The sequence below is a fragment of the Bacillus sp. FSL K6-2944 genome, assembly GCF_038005385.1.
Classification (GTDB): Bacteria; Bacillota; Bacilli; order Bacillales; family Bacillaceae_G; genus Bacillus_A; species Bacillus_A cereus.
Genome location: NZ_JBBOTE010000001.1, coordinates 3452309 through 3466707 on the forward strand (window position 1 = coordinate 3452309; position 14399 = coordinate 3466707).

Genomic DNA, 14399 nt, shown 5'->3' on the forward strand with positions numbered 1-14399 from the left:
TGTTTTCAAAATTATTTTGACGGAATCTCCATCTCTTGTTTTCTAAGTTCAATACGGCGAATTTTCCCAGAAATCGTTTTTGGTAGTTCATCTACAAATTCAATTTTGCGAGGGTATTTATATGGTGCAGTGAGTTCTTTGACGTGTTGTTGGAGTGTTGGAATTAATGTTTCTTCGTTCTTTTCTATATTCTCTCTTAATACGATAAATGCCTTCACGACACTTCCACGAATTTCATCAGGACTTGCGACAACTGCACATTCTCTTACGTAAGGATGTTTTACAAGTGCATCCTCTACTTCAAACGGCCCGATTGTATAACCAGAGCTAATAATGATATCATCGCCGCGCCCTTCAAACCAGAAGTAGCCGTCTTCATCTTTCTTCGCTTTATCACCTGTAATATAATAATCACCGCGAAATTGCATCGCTGTACGCTCATCGTCTTTGTAATATTGTTTAAAGAGGGCCGGCGTTTCAATGTGAACTGCAATATCACCAACTTCGCCTACTTTAACTGGGGTACCTTCCTCATTTACGATATCGACGTGGTTACCTGGCGTTGGTTTCCCCATTGATCCTGGTCTAATATCCATCCCTTTCATTACACCAACAAGTAATGTATTTTCCGTTTGCCCATAGCCGTCTCTCACTGTAATATGAAAGTGCTTTTTGAACGTTTCAATGACTTCTCTATTTAACGGCTCACCTGCCGATACAGCGCTATGTAGTGCCTCTAAATTGTACTGGCTTAAATCTTCTACCTTTGCCATTAATCTATACTCAGTCGGTGTACAACAAAGTACATTCACCTTATTATCGTCTAATAAGTTTGGGTACGTTTTCGGTTCAAACTTACCGTGATATACAAACCCTGTTGCCCCTGATCCTAAAGTTGCTAAAAACGGGCTCCAAATCCACTTTTGCCAGCCTGGACTAGCTGTTGCCCATACAATATCATTCTCTTCAATTCCGAGCCAATTTGGAGCGCTCGTACGTAAATGAGCGTATGCCCACGCATGTGTATGAACGACACCTTTTGGATTTCCTGTCGTTCCTGACGTGTAAGATAAAAAGACCATATCTTCTTTATCTGTCTTCGCCATTTCTAACATGTCACTCTCTGTTTCTAACGCTGTTTTTAAATTAACCCATCCATCTACTGACTGCTCGCTCAGGACAAATTTTCGAAGAGATTCCATCGCTTCTATATCATCAAACTGCCTAATATACGGCTCATAGCTTACTATCGCTTTTACTTCTCCATGTCCAATTCGATATTCTATATCTTTTTTACGTAACATTTCCGAGCTTGGAATTACGACAAATCCTGCTTTAATAGCAGCAATATACGTCATGTACGCTTCAATTAAACGCGGCATCATAATGAGAAGCTTGTCCCCTTTTTGCAAACCACTTTTTATAAAAGCGTTTCCAATTTTATTCGCACCTTGCATTAATTCAGCGTATGTAACTTCCCTTCGATTCCCTTTATCATCTTGCCAAATTAAAGCTAACTTCCCTTTATCACCTGTATATTTCTCTATTTCAGAAACTAAATTATAAGACGGTGGCGCCAACAATTCTTCTCGCTTCATAAAATATCCTCCCTTTTCTTTATGCCTCCTTTATATAATAAAGAATTTTCAGTTAATTTTGAACCCTCTTCTTTTGACAAATTTTTCAGTTCTGTCGAATTAGTAAACGAAATTACATCGACTTACCGACAAATAGCGACACAACACAAAAAAAGAAAGAGCGGGAGAACCCGCTCTTTCTAAGCCATCATATGGGATTATTTTTGGTAACCGCCTAATTGTTGCTCAGCTAGTGAAACTAGACGTTTAGTGATTTCACCACCAACAGAACCGTTAGCGCGAGCTGTTGCATCAGCTCCAAGTTGAACACCAAACTCTTGAGCGATTTCGTATTTCATTTGGTCTAATGCTGATTCAGCACCAGGAACCGCTAATTTATTTGTGCTACGTGACATGTTATATCACCTCCTTGTGAGTATAGAGTGTGATAAATAACATGACTTCATACACGTTTTAGATATGGTAATTTATGGTTATAGAAAAGTTCTTCAAATTTTTCTTCTTCCGCCACTACTTCTACCGTTTGTAACACCATTGTTTCTTTGTTCGCTACAGCTTCATCGATCAATGGTGTGAAATCGTATTTCGCTTCAAAACGATTTGCTTTTTCACGTTTTGGCTTCGTCGCTGGGCTTGCTGGTGTGAATACAGTACAGCAATCTTCATATGGACGAATTGAAATATCATACGTGCCGATTTCTTCAGCTATTTTAATAATCTCTAATTTATCCATCGTAATAAGCGGACGAATAACTGGGTAGTTTGTTACTTCGTTAATCGTATGCATACTATCTAACGTTTGGCTTGCTACTTGTCCAAGACTTTCACCAGTCGTAATTGCAAGTGCGTTACGCTCCTCAGCAATACGTTCTGTAATACGCATCATCATACGGCGCATAACCGTCATTGAATAGCTAGATGGGATTTCTTTATTAATCGTTTTTTGCACTTCTGTAAACGGAACAAGGTGAAGCATTACTCGTTTACAATACTTCGTTAACTCTTGTGCTAAATCGATTACTTTTTGTTTTGCACGCTCACTTGTGAAAGGTGGACTATGGAAGTGAACTGCTTCCACAGATACGCCGCGTTTCATCGTTAAGTAAGCTGCTACTGGGCTATCAATACCACCAGAAAGAAGTACCATTACTTTTCCGCCAACGCCAACTGGTAAACCGCCAGCTCCCATACGCTCATCGCACATGATATAGCTATAGCCACTGCGGATCTCTACGCGTACATTTACATCTGGATTATGAACATCTACTGTAATATCTTCTGTATTTTCTAGAATGTGTCCGCCAATCTCAGGTAATAATTCCATCGTTCTCATTGGGAAATGCTTATAAGAACGGTGTACAGTAATTTTAAATGTTTTCACATCACCTTTTACTTGTAAGAAAGCTGCTAATGCACCTTCTTTAATGTCTTCTAATTCTGATGGTACTTTCATCGCTAAGTTAAACTTATGAATACCAAATACATCCTTCAATCTTTCAGAGACTGCTTCATGATCTTCACCATTTAACTGGATGTACATACGATCATGTGTTGCATCGATTTTAATATTTGGGAATTTTTTCAGTTTGAACTTCACGTTATCTTTTAATGTGCTTACAAACTTAGAACGGTTCTTACCTTTTGTCGTCATTTCTCCGTAACGCACTAAAATATATTCATATTTCAACATAATTTCTTTACCTCATCACTTCATATAATTTTGGCATCGTCTCTTTTACAATACCTTCAAATTGTTTTACTTCTTCCATTGTGTTTTCTGGTGCCAAACTAATACGAATAGCGCTTGCAGCTGCTGCATGCGGCACTCCCATTGACACTAACACTCTGCTCACTTCATTTGCTTTTGAAGAACAAGCAGATTTCGTTGACACATATACACCGTGTTCTTCTAAAGCATGAACGACTACTTCTGGTTTTAAACCAACAAATGATACATTTAAAATGTGCGGTGCTGCATATGCAAGCGACGTGTTAATCGTTACATCTTCCATCTCTTTAAAGAAACGAACAAGCTCTGCTTGTAAACTTTGCAAATGAGCTACCTTTTCTTTCACTTGTTCCATTGTCATACGAAGTGCTTTCACCATCGCTACAATGCCAGGTAAATTTTCTGTACCAGAGCGATACTTAAGCTCTTGTTGACCACCTGATAAAATCGGATCTAATCTTACGCCATCGCGTACATAAAGAAGACCCGTTCCTTTTACACTGTGGAATTTATGTCCAGATATTGAGCAAAGATCAATATGAGACGCATATAAATCAAGCGGTACTTTCCCTATCCCTTGTACATGATCTACATGGAATCTTATTTTCGGATGATTCGATAATAACGTTCCAATTTCAGCAACGGGCTGAATTGCTCCAGTTTCGTTGTTCACATGAATAATTGACACAAGAATCGTATCTTCACGAAGTGCTCGTTTCACATCTTCTACCGACACAACACCATGCTCGTTAACCGGTAAATATGTTACATCAAACCCGAGCTCTTCTAATTGCTTATATGCCTCAAACACAGACGCGTGTTCAATATTTGTTGTAATGATATGTTTGCCACGCGAACGATTCCTCATCGCTATCCCTTTAATCGCAAGGTTATTCCCTTCCGTTCCACCTGATGTAAAAATAATTTCAGAAGGTTTAACACGAAGAAGCTGCGCTGCAATCGTTCTTGATTGTGTTAATAGACGCTCTGCCTCTCCTCCAAGCGAATGAATAGAAGAAGGATTACCAAAATATTTCCCAGCAACCGTCACGTACGATTGAAGAGCTTCTGGATATGGCTTCGTCGTCGCACTATTATCAAAATAGATCATCGTTCTTCCCCTTTCAGCGCTATCACATCGTATAATCATATCATAAATACGTGTCATTACGCTAAGACTACGCAAAGGTTCCATTTTATCTCGATTGGTGAAGGCTAATAATTGTCGAGGATGCCCTCCTATTACAGTTTCACTTTATCCCGCATGAACGGGCAATAAGACTCTCACCTGTTATGAAGTGACCTTTGTCAATAGTTTTTCACCCATAATATTTTTCTTGATGGCATACAAAAGCTTCAGAAATAAGATCTATCGACAGTTAACCACTCTGTTATTCGTGGATTGGTTACCTCAGGTTAATGGTTCGTCGTTAGGCTCTTATAATCTCACTGCGTGGATCACACCTTTTCAAATTCTAATAAATAGCTTGTTTATCAGAATTTCAGCCATGCCAGAAGAGGTGAGTCATAGATAGCCAGACCTGTAATTCACTATCTCTGAAGCTCATCTATGCCATCAATTGATACCTTTGGTTTCTAACTATGAATGAATCAATCAACTTCATATCCTTCCCTCTTTATTTTCGGTGAATTTTACCTGTTTCTAATCCCCATATAAAACACCCCAGTTCTCTTGCGATAGCTGTAACGGCAACATTTCTAGGTTTCCCTTGATATATCATGCGATAATATTTTCTTTGTAACCTTTCTACAGCCTGATCCGCATAAGCAATCACTTCGCTTCGTTGCCCTTTTTGTCTTGCTTTCACTCGCTTCGATTTTAATCCGATTGTTCCTTTTACCAACGCATTTGCACATTCTACAAGAGTAGACCTAACGGTCGAATTTCCTTGTTTTGTAATCGAACGTCGACTGATTTTTTCTCCACTTGAGCTTTCGCTTGGTGTCAATCCTACATAAGCCATAAATGCTTTAGCCGTGGGAAAACGAGTGAAGTCTGCAATTTCCACATGAACAGTCATTGCCGATGTTGTATCTATACCTTTTAAGCATCTTAAATTTGCGATTGGTTCTTCGTACCTTTCACGATGAGATAATTCTTCTAATCTCAGACTGAACCGCTCAATTTTATCGACTAGAACATCATACTGTAATAGGTATTCGCCTAACGTTTCTTTGAATAATCCTTGTAGATCAAGATTCTTTAACCATTTCATATAAGCGATTGTCCAGCTTGATTTCCCTTCATACACATAGCCATGCCTTAAAAGGAATGCTTTTATCTGTTGTTTTATTTTTTTCAAAGATGTTTTAAAATCACCTAACATGCGGATATACTCTTTCACGGCAACATCCTCTTCTTCTGGAACATATACTTCTTTATAGGTGCCATTTGCTAAATTAAGAGCAATCATTTTGGCATCGAATTTATCATTTTTAACCATTTTATTTTTTGATGAACTGTACATTGTTGTGGGAGCTAAAATATCACAATCAATTCCATTTTGTTCAAGAAGATTATGAAGTGAATACCCTAAACAACCAGCCTCATATCCAGCTTTAATTTTTATATCTTCACCATATTTTGTTTTCAGTTTCTCAACGAATTTTTTTACGAGAGATACATTTGAAGCACATCGTGCTTCTCTTACAATTTCCCCAGTTGTTCCGTGTAGTGCACATAAGCTAAAACTTTCCTTGTGGACATCCATCCCAATATAGATTATATTTTCCATAGTGGCCTCCTATTATCATAGGGTATAACCCCATTCATAATGTTTTCATTCATTATTATGGGTTAAAATCCCTGACTTGATAATCTAGGAGGTCGCTTCATATTATCTCAAAATCCAGTTAGAGCAAAGAAGTTAGGTAGGAGTCGGGCTGTCCGTAAATGCCCGATTGGTGAAGGCTAGTAATCAATGGGGATGAATCCTCCTACTGATTACAGTTTCACTTTATTTTGAAACGAATAACCTTGCTGTATTCCGCTATTCATTATAGCAACATCGTCTGCAAAATTACACAAAAAAACAAACCCTTTTATGAAAGGGTTTGTTCATTGTCTACATATTCAGCTATTTTTTGAACAACGCCAGGTTCAAGTTGCTCTAATACTGAAGCCGCTTGTTCTAAAGCTGCATCGTATTGGTATTCACGGAATAATTTCTCAGCATAATTTAAACTTTCTGCTAGGTTTTCATCATGACTACGGTAACGGTTACCGTACTGAATTAATTTTTCCACTAAATATGCTTGTCCAATTAACTCTTCTGTCATTTCAGCCACACCGTTCACAGTTGTGTATGCTTCTTCTAAACTGCTATTTACAGCGTTCATATTTAACGGCTTCACTTCTAATTGTTCATATACAGCTTGCATTGCCATTTGCCCTCTTTTTAAATCTTCCATAATACTCTCTGGAAGACCTGGCAAATTCGACTTTTGCATAAAGCGTTTCGTTTCGAAAATAGTATTTCGCATTTCTTGTAACTTCTCACGTGCTTCAAATTCTTCTTTGCGCATCGCTTGCAGCATTTCTTTATATTCTGCATGAAGTACTTTTAACGTTTCACATTGCTCATAAACCTCTTCTAGTTCCTCACGAATAATAGAGAAGGCAATATCTTGTTCTGCAACGCGTAATTGTAGCATTTCAAAACGTTTCGTTAAAATGTGCATTTGCTTTTCAATTACTTTTTGAGACTCAATGTCTTTATCTTGTAACTGATAGCTTTGTTTCACAAGTTGTGTTTCTGTTTTCGTTTCAATCGTTTCGATACGCATTTCTTCTAAGTCATCGTAAACAGAAAGTGTTTTTTGCTCCACATAATGTCTCGCATGTACTTCTTGTTCCAATTGATCGTAGAAGCCATCTAAACGTATTTTTAAGTTTTCTACTTTTTCAGCCGCTTCTGTTATATGAAGCTCCTGTATATCCATTAAACATGTTTGTAGTTGTTTCGTCATATCGCGAACTTCTTTAGGGACTTCCAAATAATCTAATACATAACCTTGTCTTACCATATCATTATGTCCGTGTAATAAATCTTCCAGCTGAACTGGTAACGTCGCTTGACACTCTACCAATAAATCTGGAATTTGGTGAATAATGATTTCTAAATCTGCTAAACCTTCTTCCAAACTAATAACAATTTCTCTCGCTTTTAAATAGTCGCCATTGTTTGTTGCTTCTTCAAAGGTTTTAAATTTCTCAGATTCAGCGTCTAGCATCTCTTCGATTTTCTGCTCTGCTGCTCCATACATATGTCTATGAGCAAGAACACTCTTTTTCATACTACGATATGTATCACGTAACCCTTCAATTTCCGAGCTATTTTTCTCATGGCTTTCTAACAATTGCTGTAATTCATTTAAAATGTCAGTAATACGATTATCAGCGTCATCTAAACCACTTATGGATTCGTTCATCGCATGCTTTGCTTTTCGGAAGGAGAATTGCGAGGCGAATTTTCGCGCTTGCGCTAAATCTTTGTCAGCTTTCGGAAGGGTTGTTGATACAATTTCATCCCATTCTTCACGCCATTTACCAAACAGTTCTTCTGTTTGACCCGTCATGTTTAAATCTTTTACCCGTTTTAGTTCATCTGCCACAGGTTTATCTTTTATCTCTTGTTTCCACTGCTCCAGTGCTTCAATATCTTTATATGAACGATTTCTTATCACAAGCTCTATCATGAGCAGCACTAGAATAGAGCTTACTACAATGATAACGATCGTCAGGATAGAATCCATGCAAAAAAGCCTCCTAGTTATATCTCTTTTTTTGTCCGTTCCGTTTATGAAATGGAAGGCATTATGTATAAAAAGGGAATTCCCCTATATTTAACAACTAACAATGTACTAATCATACCATGTAATGGTTTGTTTTTGACCTAGTTTTTTTAAAAATTTCATGTTTCTTTCAATGTGATTGTAATCTTTCTCAATATTCCGCCTACCTCACTCCCTATCCTCAAATGATTGTAATAACAAACAATCTTTCGTATGGGATACGAAATAAATTTTCCGCATGAGTGGTGGTTCAACAGAAATTACATGTACATTTCCTTGCCTTACAGACTGCTCTACTGCCCTTTCTGGAAGTAACGTGATACCAAGGCCAGCTTTTACCATTGCAAGCATCGGTTCTGCGTAAGATGTTTCCACAGCTATAGTTGGTTTTACACCTATTTCATGAAACATGTTCATAATCATTTTCCTTACATCACATATTTCTGGATATACAATTAATTTTTCATTGTGCAGCTCTTCTATTTGAATGACTATCTTCTCTTTGTACGGATGATTATTTGAAACGGCACAAACAATTTTCTCTTGTTGCACTTCTTTTATATACGTAGCACCTTCTACTACTGAATCGATGAACATCGCGTCAATCTCCCGCGCTTTAAATAAATCTCTTAATACTTCCGTATGCCCGATTTGCCATTCCACTTCGAACTCATCACCTAATATATTTTTACATTCTGATATGTAATGCTCCGCTAAACTCGGTAGTATACCAATTGAAAACTTCCGGTTCTCTTGATACCCCCTCATTTCTGTTTTCACTTCATTTATTTGCTCCAAAATCGGTAACATTCTTTTTATAAATAACTCTCCTGCCTCCGTTAACTCTACTCCTTGCGCAGAACGCTTAAGTAACGTAACCTCTAAATCCGCTTCTAACTTTTGAATTTGTTTACTAAGCGCTGGTTGCGATATATGTAAAATCTTACTTGCCTTTGATAAACTTCGCGTATGCTTCACTTCAATAAACGATCGTACTGCCTCCAAATCCATCGTACACACCTCTAACAAAAAGTTATAACCGTTATAAGAAATCGATATTTCCTCCTATAAACAATTACTCTTTATACTTATTTCATCAACTTACTATAACGAAATGTAAAGGGGAAAGATACTCTTGAACAAAAAACAAATGCTACTCGGATCCTTTCTATGCTTACTCGCTGTCACTGCCTGGGGATTTATGTTTCCTGTAATGGCAAATGCTCTGCAATTTATCGATCCATTCTTCTTCACAACGATTCGCTATGGATCAGCAGCTATTATTTTTCTTATTTTGCTATTAATTACTGAAGGAAAGACTTCACTCCGCTTAGAAAAAAGAACACTTTCTCTATTCTTTTACGGGACAGTCGGTTTCGCGGGGTATGGTTTTCTCGTTTTCTACGGACAACAACTTGCCGGACCTTCCGGAGCAATCCATGCAGCTATGATTCAATCCCTTATGCCACTGATTGCCTTATCACTGCAATGGATAACGAAAAATCGCCGCCCACAAAACTATACATTCCTTTGTATGTTTGTTGCATTACTTGGTGTTATGCTTGTCATTTCAAAAGGAAATATTCACTTATTATTTGGAGCTGTAAGCCACTTATCAACAAACATATTGATGCTATGCGGCGTTACTTGCTGGGTCATTTATACAAACGGGGGTGCTCGTTTTCAATCTTGGTCACCACTTAGGTACACGACATTAACTTGTTTATTTGGCTCCATTTCACTCATCGTTATTGTTACTTTCTTAACGTACACAAATATAGTTACTATGCCGTCACTGCGTACAGTTGTGAGCGTTCGTTTTGAGCTCTTTTATATGTCGATTATCGCAGGCGTTATCGCTGTATTTTGCTGGAATATGGGAAATCGCTATATTTCATCTATTAACGGCATATTATTTATGAATTTAGTTCCTATCCTTGCACTGATCGGTTCTATCTTTCGAGGTTATACAGTCGATAAAATTGAAATCGCTGGAGCTGCATTAACAATTATAGCGCTATTATGTAACAATTTATGGCAAAGAAAAGTAAACATAAAAATCCCCACCTCAGTTCGTTAGGTGGGGATTCTTCACATATGAACAGCTCTTGGCCATTCATGGTACATATTCGCCTTACATAATGCTTGTTCCATCCATTGCTCAATCTCTTTCGTGTACATTTCTATGAAAAATGTCTCAGACGGGAAAGAATGCAGTACTTCTGATATATATTGTGGATATAAAAACGGCATATTTATCATACCTTTTAATTGCGTCATAAACATTGTAAATGATACTTTCTGAAATTCTTTTTTCATTTGTCCTTGTCTAATCATTTGTTCTATATAATATCTTTCTTTAGAAAAATAAACGGTCATCACTTCACGAATTAATGTCGTATCAAGCGAAAGCTCTCGGTAGAAGAAACGTGTTAGTTCTCTATTTTCAAATTGATATCGTAAAATCCCGCGCACCATTTGCACCATCACATCTTTAGCCGACAAATACTCTCTCTGTTCAAACGACATTTCAATCACATGAATATATCCTTCTAAAAAATCAGTAATAAGCTGTTCTAATAAACCTTGCTTCCCAGCAAAATAATATGAAATATTCGCTACATTCACATCCGCTCGCTTTGCAATGTCTCGCACCGATGTTCCATCATACCCTTTCGTATTAAACAACGATATTGCCGCATCAATTACTTTTTGTTTCGTCTGCTTCATGCGCTCACTTCCCCTCACTGAACAGCTATAGTTTAAATTTCTTGACTTTTAAGACAAATTCCTTTAATTTTCTATCGACAAAGTCATGTGAAATACATCGTATTTTGCTAATATTTTACACATCTCGATAAAAAAGGAGCTGTTTCCATGTTTACTAAAGAAAGTTATGCAGGATCTCGCGTGCAGCAATATGAGACAGTAATTAAACAACTGGATGCGTTATTAACTGGCGAATCAAACGTAGTCGCAAACTTATCAAATGCGTCCGCATTATTAAACCAATTTTTAGATCGCGTTAATTGGGTTGGCTTTTACGTAACAGAAGGAAATCAGCTTGTCCTTGGACCGTTCCAAGGAATGCCTGCTTGCGTACGCATTCCATTTGGACGAGGCGTTTGCGGCGTAGCAGCTGAAACGAAAACAACACAGCTTGTAGCAGACGTTCACCAATTCCCAGGTCACATCGCTTGCGATAGTGCTTCTAATTCAGAAATCGTTGTACCGATTGTGAAAGAAGGAGCTGTCATTGGTGTACTTGACATTGATAGTCCTGAAAAGAATCGTTTTGATGAAGTAGATCAGCGCTATTTAGAAAAGTTTGTGGAAACACTCCTAAAACATATGTAAAAAGAAAAGAGCGAGTTATCGATTTAGTACGCCCTGTACAAAACCGATAGCTCACTCTTTTTTCATTGATTTACAGTAGATATTTTCTTTAATGCCTGCTCTAAATCAGAAACGATATCCTCCCACGATTCTAAACCGACTGATAAGCGTATTAAATTATCGAAAATGCCCATTTCTTTTCTTAGTTCAGCTGGAATCGCAGCGTGCGTCATCGTTGCTGGATGCTGAATTAACGTTTCTGTATCTCCTAAACTCACCGCAATTGTAATAAAGTGAAGATCATTAATAAACGCTTGCGTCTCTTCTTTTCCGCCTTTTACTGAAAAAGAAATAACACCGCCCCCGCGTTTCATTTGACGAGATGCTAACTCCCCTTCTGGATACCAAACACCTTCTACCGCATCATGTTTTCTTAGGAACGATACAATTTTTTCTGCATTATCACAATGACGATCCATTCTTACTGCTAACGTCTTTAACCCGCGTAATAATAACCACGCATCAAACGGTGCCATAATACCGCCAATATCCTTTCGCATCAGGCGAATCTTTTCAGCTAATGCTTTCGTTTTACAAATTGTTACGCCCGCTACAACGTCACCGTGACCACCAATATATTTTGTCGCACTATGCACAACAGCGTCACAGCCAAGCTCAAGCGGTTTTTGTAAATAAGGTGAACAAAATGTATTATCAACAATAACAAGTAAGCCATTTCGCTTTGCAACCCGAATCACTTGTTTTAAATCAATTAATTTCATTGTCGGATTAATTGGTGTTTCAACGAAAATAAGCTTTGTATTTGGGCGAATTTTATTTTCAATATCAACCTCTGTTTCCATATCACAAAACGAATGCGTAATCATAAATTTTTCTTCTAACACTTCTAAAAAACCGTACGTGCATCCGTATAATCCATTTGAACAAATAATATGATCTCCAGCCTTTAAAAAACCGATTAAAGTCGCTGAAATAGCTGCCATACCAGATCCGAAGGCAAGTGCCTCTTCTCCTTCTTCTAACACCGCCATACGTTCTTCAAATAATTTCACAGTTGGATTTCCAAGCCGTGAGTAAATATAAGATGGATCCACTCCCGCAAAACTCGCCTCTCCTTGCTGCGCAGTCTCAAATGTAAATGTAGAAGTTTGAAATAAAGGTGGTGTTAAACTTCCTTTATGTTCCTCAGGTGTATAACCGTGATGAATTAACGCTGTCTCCATATGCTTCTTTTTCATAAAAACATCCCCCTTATGTTTTTATTGCCGCATATTCATCCATAAAAATTTGATGAACGTTTTACTTCATTTTATGTAAGCGTTTTATTTGTGTTTCTATCTCTTCTTCTATATTGTTTTAAATTCCTTCTTATATTAATTTCCAAAATTTATATGCATAAAACAAAAACGTACTCGCTTGACGAAACTCTGGGTAAAAGATATAATAGCGTTTGTGTAAAATAAAAAGGCAGCCTTGTAATGTGAGTTTATCGTTTGTATTTTGTTCCTCTACGGAGGTGTATCTCGTAACTCCCTGCTGCTGGAGCGAAGGTACATGAAAACAAAATGCCCGTAAATATCGATTACGTCTGTTTTTATTTTACGTAAATAAAAACATTTTTAAAGGAGGAGTCAACTATGGCTCGTTATACAGGTCCAGCTTGGAAACTGTCTCGTCGTCTTGGAATCTCTCTAAGCGGCACAGGAAAAGAATTAGAAAAACGCCCTTACGCACCAGGTCCTCACGGTCCTAACCAACGTAAGAAACTTTCAGAATACGGTTTACAATTACAAGAGAAACAAAAACTTCGTCACATGTACGGCATGACTGAGCGTCAATTCCGTCGCACATTTGACCAAGCAGGTAAAATGCCTGGTAAGCACGGCGAAAACTTCATGATCCTTCTTGAAGCTCGTCTTGACAACTTAGTTTACCGTATGGGCTTAGCTCGCACTCGTCGTGCAGCTCGCCAATTAGTAAACCACGGTCACATCATGGTTGATGGCGCTCGCGTAGATATCCCATCTTACCGTGTAAAACCTGGTCAAACTATCAGCGTTCGCGAAAAATCTAACAGCCTTGTTGTTGTTAAAGAAGCGATCGAAGTTAACAACTTCGTACCAGAATACTTAACTTTCGATGCTGACAAATTAGAAGCTACTTACACTCGTCACGCTGAGCGTGCTGAGTTACCAGCTGAAATCAACGAAGCATTAATCGTAGAGTTCTACTCTCGTTAATGACAAAAAGCCAATCCTGTGGATTGGCTTTTTTCGTTTATATATAAAATAAAATTATTTATTTTCCTCTTTCTGAACATATACATAAGCATCTTTCTGCTCTTTATGTACATCCACCTTCGAATTCTCTGCAAGCTGACCCGCATTTAGCAAAGAAAAAATAATGAGCGCTTCTAGTGACATTTTGTTTTACCACTCCTTTCTAGTTGTTATACATTTATCATACCGCTTACATGTGATTTCCGTATGAACTCGAAAAGGAGATTACAACAAAATGGTTACAAGCATATGAATGCACGCTATATTAACCATAAAATGGGAGGTGGATTCTTTTTGAAAATAAATCAAATGGTTCAACTCGGAAGTTCATTTATGCTATTTATTACTTCCGCACTTATTAATTGGTATCAGGGAAGTAATTTAATAGATGATCCTGATGAATGGAAATATAGCGCTAAATTTACGAATTACTTTAAAGGTACCGTTTCAAATTACGAAGATATTTATCAAATCGACTTCTTTATATATGCAGCAAAATTTTATCCAACAGCATTTATCGTTATGCTAGTGAGTTTACTTTATATGCTCATATTAATTCTTTATATTCTATTCAAAAGAAAAGATGTGGCGTTTTAAATCCATACATAAAAACCCCGAATC

The 14399-nt window shown here is 37.6% G+C and carries 14 protein-coding genes; 4 read left to right on the plus strand and 10 right to left on the minus strand.

Going from position 1 to position 14399, the window contains the following annotated elements; genetic code table 11:
* Window positions 1-11: 11 nt before the first annotated feature.
* The 7 genes from mbcS to MHH55_RS17600 form a co-directional block, all read right to left on the minus strand.
* A complete protein-coding gene (gene mbcS / locus MHH55_RS17570) occupies window positions 12-1598 on the minus strand; it encodes an acyl-CoA synthetase MbcS (RefSeq protein WP_078186401.1) in 1587 nt (528 codons plus the stop codon).
* A 197-nt stretch (window positions 1599-1795) separates the two neighbouring features.
* Window positions 1796-1993 carry an alpha/beta-type small acid-soluble spore protein gene (locus tag MHH55_RS17575; RefSeq protein WP_000091640.1) on the minus strand — a complete coding sequence of 66 codons (198 nt, stop codon included), beginning with the start codon at window positions 1991-1993 and terminating at the stop codon, window positions 1796-1798.
* Window positions 1994-2040: 47 nt separating this feature from the next.
* Window positions 2041-3288 (minus strand): tRNA uracil 4-sulfurtransferase ThiI, encoded by a 1248-nt coding sequence (gene thiI, locus MHH55_RS17580; RefSeq protein WP_078186402.1) that lies wholly within the window; start codon window positions 3286-3288, stop codon window positions 2041-2043.
* A 7-nt stretch (window positions 3289-3295) separates the two neighbouring features.
* Window positions 3296-4438: a cysteine desulfurase family protein gene (locus MHH55_RS17585; RefSeq protein ID WP_000638992.1), complete on the minus strand. Its 1143-nt coding sequence runs from the start codon at window positions 4436-4438 to the stop codon at window positions 3296-3298.
* A gap of 526 nt (window positions 4439-4964) precedes the next feature.
* Window positions 4965-6083 carry an IS110 family transposase gene (locus tag MHH55_RS17590; protein ID WP_340880263.1) on the minus strand — a complete coding sequence of 373 codons (1119 nt, stop codon included), beginning with the start codon at window positions 6081-6083 and terminating at the stop codon, window positions 4965-4967.
* A gap of 307 nt (window positions 6084-6390) precedes the next feature.
* Window positions 6391-8103 carry a septation ring formation regulator EzrA gene (gene ezrA / locus MHH55_RS17595; protein WP_078186236.1) on the minus strand — a complete coding sequence of 571 codons (1713 nt, stop codon included), beginning with the start codon at window positions 8101-8103 and terminating at the stop codon, window positions 6391-6393.
* A 207-nt stretch (window positions 8104-8310) separates the two neighbouring features.
* Window positions 8311-9153, minus strand: a complete 843-nt coding sequence (locus tag MHH55_RS17600) for a LysR family transcriptional regulator (RefSeq protein WP_071740844.1) — start codon at window positions 9151-9153, stop codon at window positions 8311-8313.
* 124 nt (window positions 9154-9277) lie between these two features.
* Between MHH55_RS17600 and MHH55_RS17605 the strand changes: the two genes are divergently transcribed.
* A complete protein-coding gene (locus MHH55_RS17605) occupies window positions 9278-10222 on the plus strand; it encodes a DMT family transporter (protein ID WP_025689070.1) in 945 nt (314 codons plus the stop codon).
* Window positions 10223-10233: 11 nt separating this feature from the next.
* Here the strand turns inward: MHH55_RS17605 and refZ are convergent, their stop codons facing one another.
* Window positions 10234-10872: a forespore capture DNA-binding protein RefZ gene (refZ, locus tag MHH55_RS17610; protein WP_000814918.1), complete on the minus strand. Its 639-nt coding sequence runs from the start codon at window positions 10870-10872 to the stop codon at window positions 10234-10236.
* 147 nt (window positions 10873-11019) lie between these two features.
* Between refZ and MHH55_RS17615 the strand changes: the two genes are divergently transcribed.
* Window positions 11020-11499: a GAF domain-containing protein gene (locus tag MHH55_RS17615; RefSeq protein WP_000494340.1), complete on the plus strand. Its 480-nt coding sequence runs from the start codon at window positions 11020-11022 to the stop codon at window positions 11497-11499.
* A 62-nt stretch (window positions 11500-11561) separates the two neighbouring features.
* On the opposite strand, the gene megL is transcribed toward MHH55_RS17615, so the two are convergent.
* A complete protein-coding gene (gene megL / locus MHH55_RS17620) occupies window positions 11562-12737 on the minus strand; it encodes a methionine gamma-lyase (RefSeq protein ID WP_025689072.1) in 1176 nt (391 codons plus the stop codon).
* 399 nt (window positions 12738-13136) lie between these two features.
* Between megL and rpsD the strand changes: the two genes are divergently transcribed.
* Window positions 13137-13739 (plus strand): 30S ribosomal protein S4, encoded by a 603-nt coding sequence (gene rpsD, locus MHH55_RS17625; protein WP_000135315.1) that lies wholly within the window; start codon window positions 13137-13139, stop codon window positions 13737-13739.
* A gap of 54 nt (window positions 13740-13793) precedes the next feature.
* Here rpsD and MHH55_RS17630 read toward each other — a convergent pair whose 3' ends face one another.
* The gene (locus tag MHH55_RS17630) at window positions 13794-13922 is read right to left on the minus strand and encodes a hypothetical protein (protein ID WP_000050944.1); all 129 of its coding nucleotides are present in this window, start codon (window positions 13920-13922) and stop codon (window positions 13794-13796) included.
* Window positions 13923-14027: 105 nt separating this feature from the next.
* Here MHH55_RS17630 and MHH55_RS17635 point away from each other — a divergent pair, with 105 nt between their 5' ends.
* On the plus strand, window positions 14028-14375 hold the full coding sequence (locus MHH55_RS17635) for a DUF4306 domain-containing protein (RefSeq protein ID WP_139362406.1): 348 nt from the start codon (window positions 14028-14030) through the stop codon (window positions 14373-14375).
* The last annotated feature ends 24 nt before the right edge of the window (window positions 14376-14399 follow it).

Coding starts and splice junctions, on each gene's coding strand:
- mbcS (WP_078186401.1), bottom strand. CDS start 1,598: ATGAAGCGAGAAGAATTGTTGGCGCCACCGTCTTATAATTTAGTTTCT.
- MHH55_RS17575 (WP_000091640.1), bottom strand. CDS start 1,993: ATGTCACGTAGCACAAATAAATTAGCGGTTCCTGGTGCTGAATCAGCA.
- thiI (WP_078186402.1), bottom strand. CDS start 3,288: ATGTTGAAATATGAATATATTTTAGTGCGTTACGGAGAAATGACGACA.
- MHH55_RS17585 (WP_000638992.1), bottom strand. CDS start 4,438: ATGATCTATTTTGATAATAGTGCGACGACGAAGCCATATCCAGAAGCT.
- MHH55_RS17590 (WP_340880263.1), bottom strand. CDS start 6,083: ATGGAAAATATAATCTATATTGGGATGGATGTCCACAAGGAAAGTTTT.
- ezrA (WP_078186236.1), bottom strand. CDS start 8,103: ATGGATTCTATCCTGACGATCGTTATCATTGTAGTAAGCTCTATTCTA.
- MHH55_RS17600 (WP_071740844.1), bottom strand. CDS start 9,153: ATGGATTTGGAGGCAGTACGATCGTTTATTGAAGTGAAGCATACGCGA.
- refZ (WP_000814918.1), bottom strand. CDS start 10,872: ATGAAGCAGACGAAACAAAAAGTAATTGATGCGGCAATATCGTTGTTT.
- MHH55_RS17615 (WP_000494340.1), top strand. CDS start 11,020: ATGTTTACTAAAGAAAGTTATGCAGGATCTCGCGTGCAGCAATATGAG.
- megL (WP_025689072.1), bottom strand. CDS start 12,737: ATGAAAAAGAAGCATATGGAGACAGCGTTAATTCATCACGGTTATACA.
- rpsD (WP_000135315.1), top strand. CDS start 13,137: ATGGCTCGTTATACAGGTCCAGCTTGGAAACTGTCTCGTCGTCTTGGA.
- MHH55_RS17630 (WP_000050944.1), bottom strand. CDS start 13,922: ATGTCACTAGAAGCGCTCATTATTTTTTCTTTGCTAAATGCGGGTCAG.
- MHH55_RS17635 (WP_139362406.1), top strand. CDS start 14,028: ATGAATGCACGCTATATTAACCATAAAATGGGAGGTGGATTCTTTTTG.